General features: G+C 60.6%; 15 protein-coding genes and 1 other annotated feature. All 15 genes read right to left on the bottom strand.

Annotated elements, in window-relative coordinates; translation table 11 throughout:
- Positions 1-78: 78 nt before the first annotated feature.
- The gene (gene rpoB / locus PQG80_RS23115) at positions 79-3,621 is read right to left on the bottom strand and encodes a DNA-directed RNA polymerase subunit beta (protein ID WP_271754017.1); all 3,543 of its coding nucleotides are present in this window, start codon (positions 3,619-3,621) and stop codon (positions 79-81) included.
- Between the two features lie 387 nt (positions 3,622-4,008).
- Positions 4,009-4,614: a class I SAM-dependent methyltransferase gene (locus PQG80_RS23110; protein ID WP_271754081.1), complete on the bottom strand. Its 606-nt coding sequence runs from the start codon at positions 4,612-4,614 to the stop codon at positions 4,009-4,011.
- A 75-nt stretch (positions 4,615-4,689) separates the two neighbouring features.
- Positions 4,690-5,049: a 50S ribosomal protein L7/L12 gene (gene rplL / locus PQG80_RS23105; protein WP_090117931.1), complete on the bottom strand. Its 360-nt coding sequence runs from the start codon at positions 5,047-5,049 to the stop codon at positions 4,690-4,692.
- Positions 5,050-5,125: 76 nt separating this feature from the next.
- On the bottom strand, positions 5,126-5,629 hold the full coding sequence (rplJ, locus tag PQG80_RS23100) for a 50S ribosomal protein L10 (RefSeq protein ID WP_271754016.1): 504 nt from the start codon (positions 5,627-5,629) through the stop codon (positions 5,126-5,128).
- A 64-nt stretch (positions 5,630-5,693) separates the two neighbouring features.
- Positions 5,694-5,857, bottom strand: a sequence feature (ribosomal protein L10 leader region).
- A 49-nt stretch (positions 5,858-5,906) separates the two neighbouring features.
- Positions 5,907-6,602 (bottom strand): 50S ribosomal protein L1, encoded by a 696-nt coding sequence (rplA, locus tag PQG80_RS23095; protein WP_271754015.1) that lies wholly within the window; start codon positions 6,600-6,602, stop codon positions 5,907-5,909.
- Positions 6,603-6,707: 105 nt separating this feature from the next.
- The gene (gene rplK, locus PQG80_RS23090) at positions 6,708-7,133 is read right to left on the bottom strand and encodes a 50S ribosomal protein L11 (protein WP_090117934.1); all 426 of its coding nucleotides are present in this window, start codon (positions 7,131-7,133) and stop codon (positions 6,708-6,710) included.
- 108 nt (positions 7,134-7,241) lie between these two features.
- The gene (gene nusG, locus PQG80_RS23085) at positions 7,242-7,775 is read right to left on the bottom strand and encodes a transcription termination/antitermination protein NusG (protein ID WP_090117935.1); all 534 of its coding nucleotides are present in this window, start codon (positions 7,773-7,775) and stop codon (positions 7,242-7,244) included.
- Between the two features lie 26 nt (positions 7,776-7,801).
- Positions 7,802-8,011 carry a preprotein translocase subunit SecE gene (secE, locus tag PQG80_RS23080; protein ID WP_271754014.1) on the bottom strand — a complete coding sequence of 70 codons (210 nt, stop codon included), beginning with the start codon at positions 8,009-8,011 and terminating at the stop codon, positions 7,802-7,804.
- 20 nt (positions 8,012-8,031) lie between these two features.
- Positions 8,032-8,181, bottom strand: a complete 150-nt coding sequence (rpmG, locus tag PQG80_RS23075) for a 50S ribosomal protein L33 (RefSeq protein ID WP_271754013.1) — start codon at positions 8,179-8,181, stop codon at positions 8,032-8,034.
- A gap of 382 nt (positions 8,182-8,563) precedes the next feature.
- On the bottom strand, positions 8,564-9,214 hold the full coding sequence (sigH, locus tag PQG80_RS23070; protein ID WP_090117938.1) for an RNA polymerase sporulation sigma factor SigH: 651 nt from the start codon (positions 9,212-9,214) through the stop codon (positions 8,564-8,566).
- Between the two features lie 233 nt (positions 9,215-9,447).
- On the bottom strand, positions 9,448-9,999 hold the full coding sequence (locus PQG80_RS23065) for an NYN domain-containing protein (protein WP_271754012.1): 552 nt from the start codon (positions 9,997-9,999) through the stop codon (positions 9,448-9,450).
- Positions 9,986-10,732 carry a 23S rRNA (guanosine(2251)-2'-O)-methyltransferase RlmB gene (gene rlmB / locus PQG80_RS23060; RefSeq protein WP_271754080.1) on the bottom strand — a complete coding sequence of 249 codons (747 nt, stop codon included), beginning with the start codon at positions 10,730-10,732 and terminating at the stop codon, positions 9,986-9,988. The genes PQG80_RS23065 and rlmB overlap by 14 nt, the downstream gene beginning before the upstream one ends.
- Positions 10,733-11,157: 425 nt before the next feature.
- Positions 11,158-11,637 (bottom strand): Mini-ribonuclease 3, encoded by a 480-nt coding sequence (locus tag PQG80_RS23055; protein WP_271754011.1) that lies wholly within the window; start codon positions 11,635-11,637, stop codon positions 11,158-11,160.
- On the bottom strand, positions 11,634-13,037 hold the full coding sequence (gene cysS, locus PQG80_RS23050) for a cysteine--tRNA ligase (protein ID WP_271754010.1): 1,404 nt from the start codon (positions 13,035-13,037) through the stop codon (positions 11,634-11,636). Before cysS ends, PQG80_RS23055 begins: the two co-directional genes overlap by 4 nt.
- A 6-nt stretch (positions 13,038-13,043) precedes the next feature.
- Positions 13,044-13,820 carry a serine O-acetyltransferase gene (gene cysE / locus PQG80_RS23045; protein ID WP_271754009.1) on the bottom strand — a complete coding sequence of 259 codons (777 nt, stop codon included), beginning with the start codon at positions 13,818-13,820 and terminating at the stop codon, positions 13,044-13,046.
- Positions 13,821-14,597 lie beyond the last annotated feature (777 nt).

Raw genomic sequence — 14,597 nt, 5'->3', positions numbered from 1 at the left:
TCGTGCTGCTTACGTCGGCGATGGCCCGGACGGAACCCGTGCGGTTCGCGCACGGGACCCGGACGGATCCTATCGGTATTACTCGGCGCTGACCTCGGAGCCTTCCAGGTTCAAGTTCAGCTTGTCGCCGGTCGTATCGTCCTCGTCGTCGATCTCTCTCATCTCGATCTCCTGCTCGTCGCCGGACAAGATCTTCACGTCCATGCCAAGGCTCTGAAGCTCCTTGATCAAGACCTTGAACGATTCCGGCACGCCAGGCTCAGGGACGTTCTCGCCCTTGACGATCGATTCGTACGTCTTCACGCGGCCGACGACGTCGTCGGACTTCACGGTCAGAATTTCTTGCAGCGTATAGGCAGCGCCATAGGCCTCGAGCGCCCATACTTCCATCTCCCCGAAACGCTGGCCGCCGAATTGGGCCTTGCCGCCCAGCGGCTGCTGGGTGACGAGCGAGTAAGGGCCGGTAGAACGAGCATGGATCTTGTCGTCGACCATGTGCGCGAGCTTGATCATATACAGAACGCCGACGGTGACTTCGCGCTCGAACGGTTCGCCCGTGCGGCCGTCGTACAGCTTGGTCTTGCCGTTGCGCTGCATGCCTGCTTCTTCCATCGTGTCGAACACGTCGTGCTCGCGCGCGCCGTCGAATACCGGCGTCGCCGCGCGAATGCCGAGGTAGCGGCAGGCCATGCCCAGGTGAACCTCGAGCACTTGCCCGATGTTCATCCGCGACGGTACGCCCAGCGGGTTCAGGACGACTTGGACCGGCGTGCCGTCCGGCAGGAACGGCATGTCTTCTTCCGGCAGGATGCGCGCGATAACGCCCTTGTTGCCGTGGCGTCCGGCCATCTTGTCGCCTTCGGAGATTTTCCGCTTTTGCGCGATATAGGCGCGCACCAGCTGGTTAACGCCCGGCGGCAGCTCGTCGCCGTTCTCCCGCGTGAACACCTTCACGTCGACGACGATGCCGTCGGTGCCGTGAGGTACGCGGAGCGAGGTGTCGCGCACTTCGCGCGCCTTCTCGCCGAAGATCGCGTGCAGGAGGCGTTCCTCAGCGGTCAGCTCGGTAACGCCCTTCGGCGTGACCTTGCCGACGAGGATGTCGCCCGCGCTGATCTCGGCGCCGACGCGGATGATGCCGCGCTCGTCGAGATTGCGGAGCGCGTCTTCCCCGACGTTCGGGATGTCGCGCGTGATTTCTTCAGGCCCGAGCTTGGTGTCGCGCGCTTCGGACTCGTACTCCTCGATATGAATCGAGGTGTAGACATCCTCTCTCACGAGCTTCTCGGACAGCAGGATCGCATCCTCGTAGTTGTAGCCTTCCCACGTCATGAACGCGACGACGACGTTGCGTCCGAGCGCCAGTTCGCCGGTATCCGTGGACGGACCGTCGGCCAGGATGTCGCCCTTCTTGACGATGTCGCCCTTGCGGCAGATCGGACGCTGGTTGATGCAGGTACCTTGGTTCGACCGCATGAACTTCTGCAGCTTAAACTTGATGACGTCGCCTTTGACTTCCTTGCCGTCCAGCATCTCGATCCGGCGCAGCCAGATCTCGTTGGCCGTGACGCGCTCGATGACGCCGTCGTGCTTGGCGACGATACAGACGCCGGAGTCCTTCGCTGCCTTGTGCTCCATGCCGGTGCCTACGTACGGCGAATCCGGGACGAGCAGCGGCACCGCTTGACGCTGCATGTTCGAGCCCATCAGCGCACGGTTGGAGTCATCGTTCTCGAGGAACGGGATCATCGCGGTCGCGACGGACACGACTTGCTTCGGCGATACGTCCATGTAGTCGACGCGGTCGCTCGGCATGGTCAGGATGTTGTCGGCTTGCTTATTGTAACGGACGATGACCATATCGTCGGCGAACTTGCCCTCTTCGGTGAGCTGGGCGTTCGCTTGGGCGATGATGTAATTGTCCTCTTCGTCCGCGGTCATGTAGACGATCTCTTCGGTGACGATGCCGGTGCTGTGATCGACCTTGCGGTACGGCGCTTCGATGAAGCCGTACTCGTTGATCCGCGCGAACGTGGACAGCGAGTTGATCAGACCGATGTTCGGACCTTCGGGCGTCTCGATCGGACACATGCGGCCGTAGTGGGACGGATGTACGTCGCGCACTTCAAAGCCCGCGCGTTCGCGCGTCAGACCGCCCGGACCGAGCGCGGACAGACGGCGCTTGTGCGTCAGCTCCGCGAGCGGGTTCGTCTGGTCCATGAACTGCGACAGCTGGGACGAACCGAAGAATTCCTTGATCGCGGCGATGACCGGACGGATGTTGATCAGCGCCTGCGGCGTAATCGCGTTCTGGTCCTGGATCGACATGCGCTCGCGGACGACGCGCTCCATACGGGACAAGCCGATGCGGAACTGGTTCTGCAGCAGCTCGCCGACCGAACGCAGACGACGGTTGCCCAAGTGGTCGATGTCGTCGGTGCTGCCGATCCCGTGCAGCAGGTCGATGAAGTAATTGATGGACGAGATAATGTCCGCCGGCGTGATATGCTTCACCGACTTGTCGATGATGCCGTTGGAGATGATCTTGACGACCTTGCCTTCTTCAACCGGCGAGTGCACGAGAATGCTCTGCAGCGGGATGTCCTCGGCTTCGTTGACGCCGGTCACGCGATAGTTCTTGAAGCCGACGTTCTTCTCCAGCATCGGGAGGATCTGGTCGAGCAGACGGCGGTCGATGACCTGTCCCGACTCGGCGATGATCTCGCCGGTCGACGGATCGACGAGCGTCTCCGCGAGGCGCTGGTTGAACAGACGGTTTTTAATATGAAGCTTCTTGTTGATCTTGTAACGGCCGACGTTGGCCAGATCGTAGCGCTTCGGATCGAAGAAGCGGGCGATCAGCAGGCTGCGCGCGTTCTCCAGGGTCGGCGGTTCGCCCGGACGCAGACGCTCGTAGATCTCGATCAGCGCCTTCTCCGTGGAGTCGGTGTTGTCCTTATCCAGCGTGTTGCGGATGAACTCGTCCTGCCCGAGCAAGTCCAGAATCTCGGCGTCCATGCCGAATCCCAGCGCGCGGAGCAGTACCGTGACCGGAATCTTGCGCGTGCGGTCGATGCGCACGTAGATGATGTCCTTGGCGTCCGTCTCGAGCTCGAGCCAAGCGCCGCGGTTCGGAATAACCGTAGCGGTGTAGGTCTTCTTGCCGTTCTTGTCGACCTTGGTGCTGTAATACACGCTAGGCGAACGCACCAATTGGCTAACGATGACGCGCTCGGCGCCGTTGATGATGAAGGTACCGGTCTCCGTCATGAGCGGGAAATCGCCCATGAACACTTCCTGTTCCTTGACCTCGCCCGTCTCCTTGTTGAGCAGGCGTACCTTGACGCGCAGCGGAGCCGCGTACGTCACGTCGCGTTCCTTGGATTCGTCGACCGAATACTTCGGCTCTCCAAGGCTGTAGTCTACGAACTCCAACACGAGATTGCCCGTGAAGTCCGAGATCGGGGAGATGTCCTGGAAGATCTCGCGCAGCCCGTCGTCCAGGAACTTCTGGTACGATTGCTGCTGGATCTCGATCAGGTTCGGAATGTCCAGCACCTCATGAATGCGGGCATAACTGCGCCTGGTGCGGCGACCATACTGAACAAGATGTCCTGCCAACTTATCCTCACCCCTTCAGTCTACTGTGAAGCATATGGTAGCGGAGCGAGATCCTCTCTCCAGCACTAGCAGAGGCAGCCGTCCCGCGGGGAACCCTACGGTATGATTAAACGCGGAAAGTGGGTAAAATAACAGCGGGAGGATACGCAAAAGCGCAAATGTGTCAACCAAACGCAGCGGCAAACAAAGAAAAGCCCCTATGCCCCATGCGGCGGCACAATGGCACTCATATCCAGCCCATTCACCCAATATACGCCAATCGGCGTATTTTTATTCCTATGAATGGTACTCATCTAACATCTTTTTACATGCAGACAACTAGCCCATCTTAAATCTGACATCTTCTAATAGTAACACAATCGCCCAGCGAGGTCAAACGGGAATTGATCAAGACTTTATCGCCCTGTACACCCGATAACCTTTATCCTTGCCGACCTCGCTCACTTGCTCTTCGCCGAAGCATGCCTCGAGTTTGGCCCTGGCGCTCGGCGCGCCTTGCTTGTTCTGAATAACGATCCAGAGCGATCCGCCCGGGTTCAGATGCGCGGCGGCTTCCTCGAGAATACGATGCACGACTTCTTTGCCCGCACGGATGGGCGGGTTGGACAAGATGACGTCGAACGTCCGGTTCTCTACGGCCGCATAGAGATCGCTCACTTGAATCTCGACGTTGACGATTCCGTTAAGCGCGGCATTCTCCCGGCTCAGCGCCACCGCCCGTTCGTTCACGTCGAGCATCGTCACATGTCCTCGCGGCACCAGGCGGGCCGCCGTCAGGCCGATCGGGCCGTAGCCGCAACCCACGTCCAGCACGCGGTCTTGCTGCCCCAGTTCGATATGATCAAGGAGCACCCGGCTGCCGTAGTCCACCCCGTCCCGCGAGAACACGCCGGAATCGGAGACGAACCGAAGCTTCTCTCCGCGAAGCACGGCCTCGATATTCTTGCGATCGCTGCGCGCGCTAGGCTGCCGCGAATAATAATGATCGGCCATCTCCTCTTCCCCTCTCATGCACAAACCCCTCGAAGACAAGCTTCAAGGGGTTTGTAATCGATTGTGAGGCCAAAATTACTTAACTTCGACCTTAGCGCCGGCTTCTTCGAGCTTAGCTTTAACAGCGTCAGCTTCGTCCTTAGCCACTTTTTCTTTAACGGCTTTAGGAGCGTTGTCAACAACGTCCTTCGCTTCCTTCAGGCCGAGACCCGTGATTTCGCGAACAACCTTGATGACGTTGATCTTGGAAGCGCCAGCTTCGAGCAGGATAACGTCGAATTCAGTTTGCTCTTCGACTTCTGCTACTGCAACTGCGCCAGCAGCTACAGGTGCTGCAGCAGTTACGCCGAATTCTTCTTCGATTGCTTTTACCAGGTCGTTCAGTTCCAGGACGCTCATGCCTTTGATGGCTTCCAAGATGGACTCTTTGCTCATGGTAGTACCTCCGTTATATTAGATGATTTGTTGGTGGAAATTCAATTCGCGCGCCCCGGATGCCGAGGCGTTCGACTTATGCGCTTGCTTCGTTCTTCTCTGCGACCGCCTTGACGGCGAGCGCGAAGTTGCGCATCGGAGCTTGCAGGACGCTGAGGAGCATGGACAGCAAGCCTTCGCGGGAAGGCAGGTCGGCCAGTGCCTTAACTTGAACCGCGTCGATAAAGCGGCCTTCGATGACGCCGCCCTTCAGCTTAAGCGCATCGTTCTTCTTCGCGAAGTCGTTCAGGATCTTCGCGGCGGCAACGACGTCCGTGGAGCTGAACGCTACAGCGGTAGGACCCGTCAGTACGGCATCCAGATCGCTGAGTTCAACGCTAGCCGCAGCGCGGCTGACCAGCGAGTTCTTCAGAACTTGGAACTCGATGCCCGCATCGCGCAGACGCTTGCGGAGCTCGGTAACTTGAGCGACGTTCAGACCGCGGTAATCGGCAACGACCGTGCTCGCGCTCGACTTGAGCTTGGCGGCGATCGCTTCGACTTCCTGCTGTTTGCCTTCGATAATTTTTGCATTTGCCATTTCGTACACCTCCTGGTCGTAGGACTTCACCGCACCGATCGTCTGCAAGGCAGATGGTCTTCACCAAGGCATTAAAAAATGCCCCCGCAGACATCGCGGAGGCATGATCGCTACATTAATCTTACGCATCTCTGCCAAGCAGAAACGAGTAACGAATGTATACACACACCTCGGTAGGAAATTAAGCCTCGCGGCACCTACGGTCTACGGTATTAATATTCAACTTGATTAAAGTAACACGTCCATACTCGGTCTGTCAACCGCCAGAAGCTGGCGATTAGAGACGGTACGCCGAAACGTTCAGGCGCGCACCTGGGCCCATCGTCGAGGAGATCGAGATGTTCTTCAGGTAGATGCCCTTTGCGGCGGACGGCTTGGCGCGGTTCAGCGCGTCGACCAGTGCCTTCAGGTTGTCGGCGAGCTTCGCCGAATCGAAGGATACCTTGCCGATCGGAGCGTGAATTTGACCTGCTTTGTCCAGACGGTACTCGATCTTACCGGCCTTGATCTCTTGGACGGCCTTGGTCACGTCGTTCGTAACCGTGCCGGCCTTGGGGTTAGGCATGAGGCCCTTACCGCCGAGGATACGGCCGAGCTTGCCGACTTCGCTCATCATGTCCGGCGTCGCTACGCAGACGTCGAATTCGAACCAGCCCTGCTGGATCTTGTTGATGAGGTCCGTGTCGCCGACATAGTCAGCGCCAGCGGCTTCGGCTTCTTTGAGCTTGTCGCCCTTGGCGAATACAAGCACGCGCTGGGTCTTACCCGTGCCGTGAGGCAGGACGACGACGCCGCGCACGTTCTGGTCTTGCTTTCTCGGGTCGACGCCGAGACGGACAGCCACTTCGACGGATTCGTCGAACTTGGCCTTGGCCGCTTGCTTCACAAGCTCGATCGCTTCGGCAGCTTCATAAGTTGCGTCGCGGTCGATCAGCTTGGCGGCTTCTTGGTATTTCTTGCCGTGCTTAGCCATGTAGTTCTCCTCCTTGTGTGGTAGTAACGGAAGTCTCCTCCCACTTCGCGCGTTGTCCCCGGGTAGGGGCCAAGCGCGATCGCGATCCCCGATGCAGGTTCGCTATTAGTCTTCGATGACGACGCCCATGCTGCGGGCAGTGCCTTCGACCATACGCATAGCCGCTTCGACGGAAGCCGCGTTGAGATCCTGCATCTTCTGCTCGGCGATCTCGCGAACCTTCGCGCGCTTAACGGTAGCGACCTTCTTCTTGTTCGGCTCGCCGGATCCCTTAGGGATGCCAGCAGCGACGCGAAGCAGAACTGCCGCAGGCGGCGTCTTCGTCTCGAACGTAAAGGAACGGTCTTCGAATACGGTGATGACGACCGGAATGATCAGGCCGGCTTGGTCGGCCGTACGCGCGTTGAATTCCTTACAGAAGGCCATGATGTTAACGCCTGCTTGACCCAGTGCGGGACCGATAGGCGGCGCAGGGTTAGCCTTGCCGGCCGGTACCTGCAGCTTGACCATTTTAATGACCTTTTTTGCCATGTTGTTGCACCTCCAGCTCAAAATGCGGTATAACGGGATGCTTGGTCCCTCCCGCTCAAATCCAGAAACCTGCGAGCGGCGGCGCGAACGCCCCCATCCGCCAGACTATTATATCTTCTCCACCTGAGTGTAATCCAGCTCAAGCGGGGTTTCTCTGCCGAACATGTTGACGTGCACCTTCAGCTTGCTCTTGTCGTGAAGGATCTCTTCGACCGATCCGACGAAGTTCGCGAAGGGACCAACCTTGACGCGGACATTTTCCTTCAATTCGAAGTCGATGACCGGCTTCGGTTCCTCCATGCCCATGTGTTTCAGAATCTGATCCACTTCTTCGGGCAACAGGGCCGTAGGCTTCGATCCCGATCCGGTCGATCCGACAAACCCGGTCACGCCGGGCGTGTTGCGGACCACGTACCAGGAATCGTCCGTCTGAACCATCTCGACGAGGACGTAGCCCGGATACACTTTGCGCATCACGGTCTTTTTCTTGCCGTCCTTGTTGACCAGTTCTTCCTCCATGGGCACGAGCACGCGAAAAATCTTGTCCTGCATGCCCATCGATTCCACGCGCTTCTCCAGGTTCGTCTTAACTTTGTTCTCGTAACCGGAGTACGTGTGAACTACATACCATCTTTTTTCCATCGGAAAAGCCACCTTTGGGTTCCGCGTTAAATGACGAGGTCGATCAACCGCGAAATGATGACGTCCAATACCCAAAAGTAAATAGTTACGATCACTACCGTCACGATAACGACGAGCGTGTAGCTGACCAACTCTTTACGTTTGGGCCAACGGACTTTCTTCAGTTCACTCCAACTATCGGCAAAGAACGAAGTAAAGGACCCAAAGCTCTGTTTCATTTTGGCCAGGAAAGTCACGTCCCAAAACCTCCTAGAGCTTAGCGCGTCTCGCGATGAGCTGTGTGCTCATTGCAGAACTTGCAGAACTTCTTCAGTTCGATGCGATCGGAGTGCGTGCGCTTGTTCTTGGTCGTCGCATAATTCCGCTGCTTGCAGGTCGTGCAAGCGAGAGTGATGATTACCCGCATCTGTTCCACCTCCCGGGCTGTGCCAGATCACAAAAAAAAAGACATTGAATCCGGTTAACACGCCTACGTCGTTACGTACGACAACGACACCTGGCGTATCACACCATATTCAGGGCTGCGCATAAAACTCCACCTTAAGGTTACTAAAGTAATTTATCATAGCCCATATGCAATGTCAACGAAAAAGCTTGACTATTGATATAGGGGCGCCGGTCTGGGACGTTATTCCGGACTTGGGCCGCAGAGCTCTCTACTATTCTAGCCATGCGGATGCGCTCTTTAAACACGCTGCGCCGCGCGCCCTTGAAAATGAAAAAAGCAGCCTGCCGTCCGGCGCTGCCCTGTATGCGTTACTTATGCAGTTAAACGGCATTGTGCCGGCTTAAAGCCCGATATCCCTGACTTCCAAATACCGCTCCAGCTTGCGCTTCACGCGCTGAAGCGCGTTGTCGATCGACTTGACGTGACGGTCGAGGTCGACGGCGATCTCCTGATAAGAACGTCCGTCCAGATAGAGCATCAGCACCTTGCGCTCCAGGTCGCTCAGAATCTCTGACATCTTGTCCTCGAGACCGTAGAACTCCTCCTGGTTGATGATCATCTCCTCGGGATCGCAGACGCGGGAGCCGCAGATGACATCCAGCAGCGTACGGTCGGAGTCCTCGTCGTAGATGGGCTTGTCCAGCGAAACGTAGGAATTGAGCGGAATATGCTTCTGCCGGGTCGCGGTCTTGATCGCGGTGATGATCTGACGGGTGATGCACAGCTCCGCGAACGCCTTGAAGGAAGCCAGCTTGTCTCCCTTGAAGTCGCGGATCGACTTGTACAGGCCGATCATGCCCTCCTGCACGATGTCCTCGCGCTCCGCGCCGATCAAAAAATAAGAACGGGCCTTCGCCCGGACGAAATTGCGGTACTTATTGATCAAGTACTCCAGTGCATCGGAATCGCCCGCGCGGACCGACTCTACGATATCCTCGTCGGTCTTGAAGTCGTAATCATATGTTGCAAGCTCGTTCACGTCGACGCTCACGGGTCATCCCTCCGGCTTCAAGACATTCCAGGATACGCACTGGATCTACCTACCAAACTATTACCAATATACTTGATGTACCCCATAGCGTCAATGAAGAAAACCCTTATAATTCAAGGCTTCCGGGGAATGCGGACATTTGTTTGCGTTTTGGTAAACCGACTTGCGGCCCATTCGGCACCCCGACCGGAACCCGGCAGCCGGCAGGCGGGAGGTCCCGGACGACTGCGGACCTAGGTCTTGCCGCCCGAATCGTCGGACGCACGATCGCCTCTGCGCCACTGCTCCAATACCCGCGCCACGTCCTCGCTCAGCACCCCGCCGAGCGGATTCCGCTTGGGAGGCGGCTCCCGGCGGATCGTCCTGCCGATCTCCCGCCGGCTCTCCTCCACCGCGAGCAGCAGCTCGCGCGCGGACAGGCGCAGCGCGCCGCGGCCGAAGGCCACATGCTGTTCGGTCTGATCGGAGGTAGCGACGTACACGTCGCGGCGGACGGACCTCACTTCTCCCACCAGACGTTCGATGCACTCGTCCGCGGTCTCTTTCTCGCGGGTGTACACGACGCCGAGCCGATGCTGCTTGAGCTTCGCCCCGGCGCCCGGCACGCGAAAGGCGTCGAATACGACGACGATCTTAAGCCCCAAATATCCCTGATAATCCGCCAGCATGTCGAGCAGCCTGTCGCGGGCATCCTCCAGCCGGCTCGCCTTCAGCCGGTCCAGCTCGGGCCAGGCGCCGATCATATTGTATCCGTCGACGATCAGAATGTCCTCACGGCGAAGCATGGCCGCCCTTGCCCGGACCGCCGCCGCGCTTCGCAAGCCGCTGGCGCACGGCTTCGTAAAGGATGATGCCCGCGGCGACCGAGGCGTTGAGCGAGTTGAGCTTGCCGAACATCGGCAGCGAGATGAGGAAGTCGCACTTCTCGCGGATCAACCGGGACAGGCCCTTGCCCTCGCTGCCGATCACGATCGCGATCGGGCCGGTGAGGTCGGTGGCGTAGACATCAGTCTTCGCCTCGCCGGCCGCGCCGGCGATCCAGACGCCCGCCTCCTTGAGACGGTCGATCGTCTGCGCCAGGTTGGACACCCGCGCGACGGGTACGTATTCGACCGCGCCCGCGCTCGTCTTGGCGACGACGGCCGTGAGGCTCGCGCTGCGGCGCTTGGGCACGATGACGCCGTGGGCGCCCGTGCAGTCGACGGACCGGAGGATGGACCCCAGGTTGTGCGGGTCCTCGATCTCGTCGAGCAGCACGATCAGAGGCGCCTCGCCGCGCTCGGCCGCGCGCGCGAGCAGCTCCGCCGGCTCGGCGTAAGAGACGGCGGCGGCCTGCGCCACCACGCCCTGATGCTGCATGCCGGGCGCCAGGCTGTCCAGCTTGCGCTTGTCGGCGTACTGAACGACGACGCCGCGTCCCTTGGCTTCCTCCAGGATCGGCTGGACGAGGCTCTTCTGCGCCTGGCTGGAGAGCCAGATCTTGTTCAGCGCCCGGCCGGCCTTGAGCGCCTCGAGCACCGGATGCTTGCCGGCGAGATACTGCTCGCCCTCTTCGGCCGCATCCTCGTCGCCGCCGGCGTCCTCAGCCCCGTCCGCGTATGCCAGCGCGCGCGACCGTTCCTCGCGCGCGGCGGCGTCCGCTTCCTGCCGGCGTTCGCGCGCCGGCTGCGAGACGCCGCCCCGCCGGTCCCCCGCTCCGCCGGACCTGAACCCTGCGCCGCCGCCTGCGTGCCTGCGGCCGGCCATGCCGCCGCCCAGCTTGTCCGCGGGACGGCCCTCCGCCCCCCCGCGGCCTTCTGCCCCGGCGTTCCTGCCTTCCGCCTGCTGCCGCGCGCCGCGGCTCTCCGCGCCTGCTCCCGGCCGTCCGTAGGCGGCCGGCGTCCTCGTTCTCTGCGCCGGACGCTCCGGCTTGCCCGGACCTCCCGGGCGATTGCTGCGATTGCTCATGTCGTCTCTTCCTTTCGCCCGGGTCCCTCGGAACGCTCCGGCTGGTTCTCTTCGGGCGCGAACGCGAGGCCGATCAGCTCCTCGAGCCTCGCGCGCTGTCCCTTGTAATATAAATAGCCGACCAGGCACTCCAGACCCGTCGCATGCCGGTAATCTCCGGGGTCCGCGTTGCGCGGCGGCTGACCGGACTTCGCGTTGCGGCCGCGCCTCGCGACGTCCGCCTCCTCCTCGGTCAGCGCCGGCCCCCAGCGCGCCAGCAGGCGCGCCTGCGCCGCCGCGGATACGTAGCGCGTGGCGGCCTTGTGCAGCTCGTGAGGTTTGCGCGAGCCGGAGGCGACCAGCCGCTGCCTGACGTACACCTCGAATACGGCGTCGCCGACGTAGGCGAGCACGATCGGATTAAGCAGGTGAACGGGCTGGTCCGGCGGCAGTTCAGGCGCGATGACCGGCTCCATGTTCGCGAGTCGCTCCGTCATTTGCGGCGCCACCGCATCCCCTGAGCCGTATCCTCGAGGATAATCCCTTTGTCCGCCAGCAGGTCGCGAATCTCGTCCGCCCTCGCGAAGTCGCGGCGCTTGCGCGCCTCGGCGCGCTCGGCGATCAGACCGTCGACCTCCGCGTCCAGCAGCTCGGCGCCCGCTTCGGGCGGCAGCAGGCCCAGCACGCGGTCGAACTCCGCCATCAGCTCCAGATAAGCGTGGATATCGGCCGCGCAGGCGGCATCGCGCTTCAGGTAGGTATTGGCGTCGGACACCGCCTGGAACCAGACCGTGATCGCGTCGGCCGTATTGAAGTCGTCGTCCATCTTCTCGTCGAACGCCGCCCGAAACTGCGCGAGCCTGGGCGTCACGGACGGATCCGCCGGCACCAGATCGGACACCGAGGACAGCCGGTGCTTGAGATTGTCCCGGGCGTTGGCCAGGCGCTGGACGCTGTTCTCGCCCTGGGATACGGATTCCTCGCTGAAGTTGATCGGGCTCCGGTAGTGCCCCGTCAGCATGATGTACCGGATCGCCTGCGCGCTCGTACGCTGCAGCAGCTCCCGGGGATTCACCACGTTGCCGATGGACTTGGACATTTTCTCGTTGTCGATATTGACGAAGCCGTTGTGCATCCAGTAGCGCGCCAGCGGCTTGCCGGTCAGCGCTTCGGACTGCGCGATCTCGCACTCGTGGTGCGGGAACTGCAGGTCGTTGCCGCCGCCGTGGATGTCGAGCGTCTCTCCCGCGTACTTGAGCACCATCGCCGAGCACTCGATGTGCCAGCCCGGGCGTCCTTCGCCCCATGGGCTGCTCCAGCTGATCTCGCCCGGCTTGGCCGCTTTCCAAAGGACGAAGTCCTGCGGCGATTCCTTGCGCTCGTCCACCTCGATCCGGATGCCGTATTGCAGGTCCGCGAGGTTCTTGTGAGACAGCTTGCCGTAATCGGGGAAGCGCGCGGTCCGGTAATACACGTCTCCGCCGCTTTCGTAAGCGTAGCCCTTTTCCTCGAGGGTCCGGATAAACGAGACGATCTCCGGAATCGTATCGGTCACCCGCGGATTCTGCGTAGCGGGAACGACGCCGAGCGCGGTCGTGTCCTCGATGAACGCCTGGATGAAGCGCTCGCCGAGCTCGGGCACCGTGATGCCCATCTCGTCTGCGCGCCGGATCATCTTGTCGTCGACGTCGGTAAAGTTAGTGAGATAATTGACCTTGTAACCGGCATGCTCCATATACCGGCGCACGACGTCGAAGAAGATGACGGGACGCGCGTTCCCGATATGAATATACCCGTATACGGTCGGTCCGCATACGTACATCGTGACTTGGCCGGGCTGCTGGGGCACGAATTCTTCGGCCTCGCGGGTCAGCGTATTGTAAATGCGAAGGGTCATGGTCGTTTACGGCTCCTTTGTTGTTCTTGAACGCGCGGCAGAGTAGGCGGGTTCGGGCTCCGGCTTGCCGTCGCCCTCGTCGGTCCCCGAATCGCATCTGGCCTTCAGCTCGAGCGGCCTCGGTTCAAAGTAACCGCTCTGCTCCCGCTTCAGGTGCTCGAGCTCGCCCTTCAGGTCGTCGATTTCCTTTTGCATGAAACGGAACGTCTCGATGACGGGGTCCGGCAGGTTGGTATGGTCGAGACGGTCGCCGATGCGCTGCCCGCCCCGCTTCACGACGCGGCCGGGGATGCCGACGACCGTGCTGTCCGGCGGCACCTCGCGCAGCACGACGGAGTTGGCGCCTATATTGGAATTGTCGCCCACTTTGAACGAACCCAATACTTTGGCGCCCGAAGCGACGACGACGCGGTTGCCGATGGTCGGGTGGCGCTTGCCCTTTTCCTTGCCTGTGCCGCCGAGCGTCACGCCCTGGTAGATGACGACCTCGTCGCCGATCTCGCACGTCTCCCCGATGACTACGCCCATCCCGTGGTCGATGAACAGCTTGCGTCCGATCCTCGCGCCGGGATGGATCTCGATGCCGGTCATGAAGCGGCTCACCTGCGAGATGACGCGGGCCGCGGAGTACCATCGGCGCTTAAAGAAGGCGTGCGCGATTCTGTGCGCCCATATGGCGTGCAGGCCCGAATACGTGAAGACCACCTCGAACCGGCTTCGGGCGGCCGGATCGTTTTCGAACACCGCTTCTATGTCGGAACGCACCGTTTCCCAGAAGCCCATGTTCTTCCCCCCTCGATGTGTGCTGCCGGCCATGCCGGAGCATCGACTGTCAACCGCGGAGCCGCCGGATGCGAAAAAAGACGCCACGGCAGCTCTCGCTGCAGAGGCGTCGTTGATACGCGGTCCCACTCTGCTTTGGGGCGAACGGCGCTCTTGCTCATCGGCAAGGCGCGGCGAATCGCCCGACTCTCACGGCCGTTAACGGGGCCCCCCGGCAACGCCTAACGCGCGCCCGCCGCCGTCCGCCTGCGGTCAGGTCGGATCGGCGGCGCACGTCGATTCGCTCGGCGCTGCGGCTCCCAGGCGCATTTCCCCCACGTCGGAACGAGACTGCTCTCACCCTGGACAGTCCTCTCTGGTCGTTCCTAGTCGTGGCGTACTCTCCTGTTCGTCGCTATTACAGCAAGTATAGTGCAACGTCCTGCAGGTGGCAAGGGGGGGCGCGGCGGGCCATCGCGGAGTGCGAGGCGACGGCGGAGCATCGCTAGTCACCTTCGTGGCGCCTTCCCTGCCGATAGCGGAATAAGTTCCGCTATTCACCTGTACATGTCGCCTTCGTAGCCGATAGCGGAAATAAGTTCCGCTATCCCCTTCACATGCTTCCTTTCCGGCCGAATAGCGGAAATAAGTTCCGCTATTCACCTGCACATGCTGCCTTCCCTGCCGGATAGCGGAAATAAGTTCCGCTATTCACCTGCACATGCTGCCTTCCCTGCCGCATAGCGGAAATAAGCTCCGCTATTCACCTGCACATGCTACCTTCCCTGCCGGATAGCG

This window comes from Cohnella rhizoplanae, from assembly GCF_948329515.1.
Classification (GTDB): Bacteria; Bacillota; Bacilli; order Paenibacillales; family Paenibacillaceae; genus Cohnella; species Cohnella rhizoplanae.
This window is presented reverse-complemented; position numbering and strand designations above follow the sequence as displayed.

Coding starts and splice junctions, on each gene's coding strand:
- PQG80_RS23110 (WP_271754081.1), bottom strand. CDS start 4,614: ATGGCCGATCATTATTATTCGCGGCAGCCTAGCGCGCGCAGCGATCGC.
- rplL (WP_090117931.1), bottom strand. CDS start 5,049: ATGAGCAAAGAGTCCATCTTGGAAGCCATCAAAGGCATGAGCGTCCTG.
- rplJ (WP_271754016.1), bottom strand. CDS start 5,629: ATGGCAAATGCAAAAATTATCGAAGGCAAACAGCAGGAAGTCGAAGCG.
- rplA (WP_271754015.1), bottom strand. CDS start 6,602: ATGGCTAAGCACGGCAAGAAATACCAAGAAGCCGCCAAGCTGATCGAC.
- rplK (WP_090117934.1), bottom strand. CDS start 7,133: ATGGCAAAAAAGGTCATTAAAATGGTCAAGCTGCAGGTACCGGCCGGC.
- nusG (WP_090117935.1), bottom strand. CDS start 7,775: ATGGAAAAAAGATGGTATGTAGTTCACACGTACTCCGGTTACGAGAAC.
- rpmG (WP_271754013.1), bottom strand. CDS start 8,181: ATGCGGGTAATCATCACTCTCGCTTGCACGACCTGCAAGCAGCGGAAT.
- PQG80_RS23065 (WP_271754012.1), bottom strand. CDS start 9,999: ATGCTTCGCCGTGAGGACATTCTGATCGTCGACGGATACAATATGATC.
- PQG80_RS23055 (WP_271754011.1), bottom strand. CDS start 11,637: ATGACGGAGCGACTCGCGAACATGGAGCCGGTCATCGCGCCTGAACTG.
- cysS (WP_271754010.1), bottom strand. CDS start 13,037: ATGACCCTTCGCATTTACAATACGCTGACCCGCGAGGCCGAAGAATTC.
- cysE (WP_271754009.1), bottom strand. CDS start 13,820: ATGGGCTTCTGGGAAACGGTGCGTTCCGACATAGAAGCGGTGTTCGAA.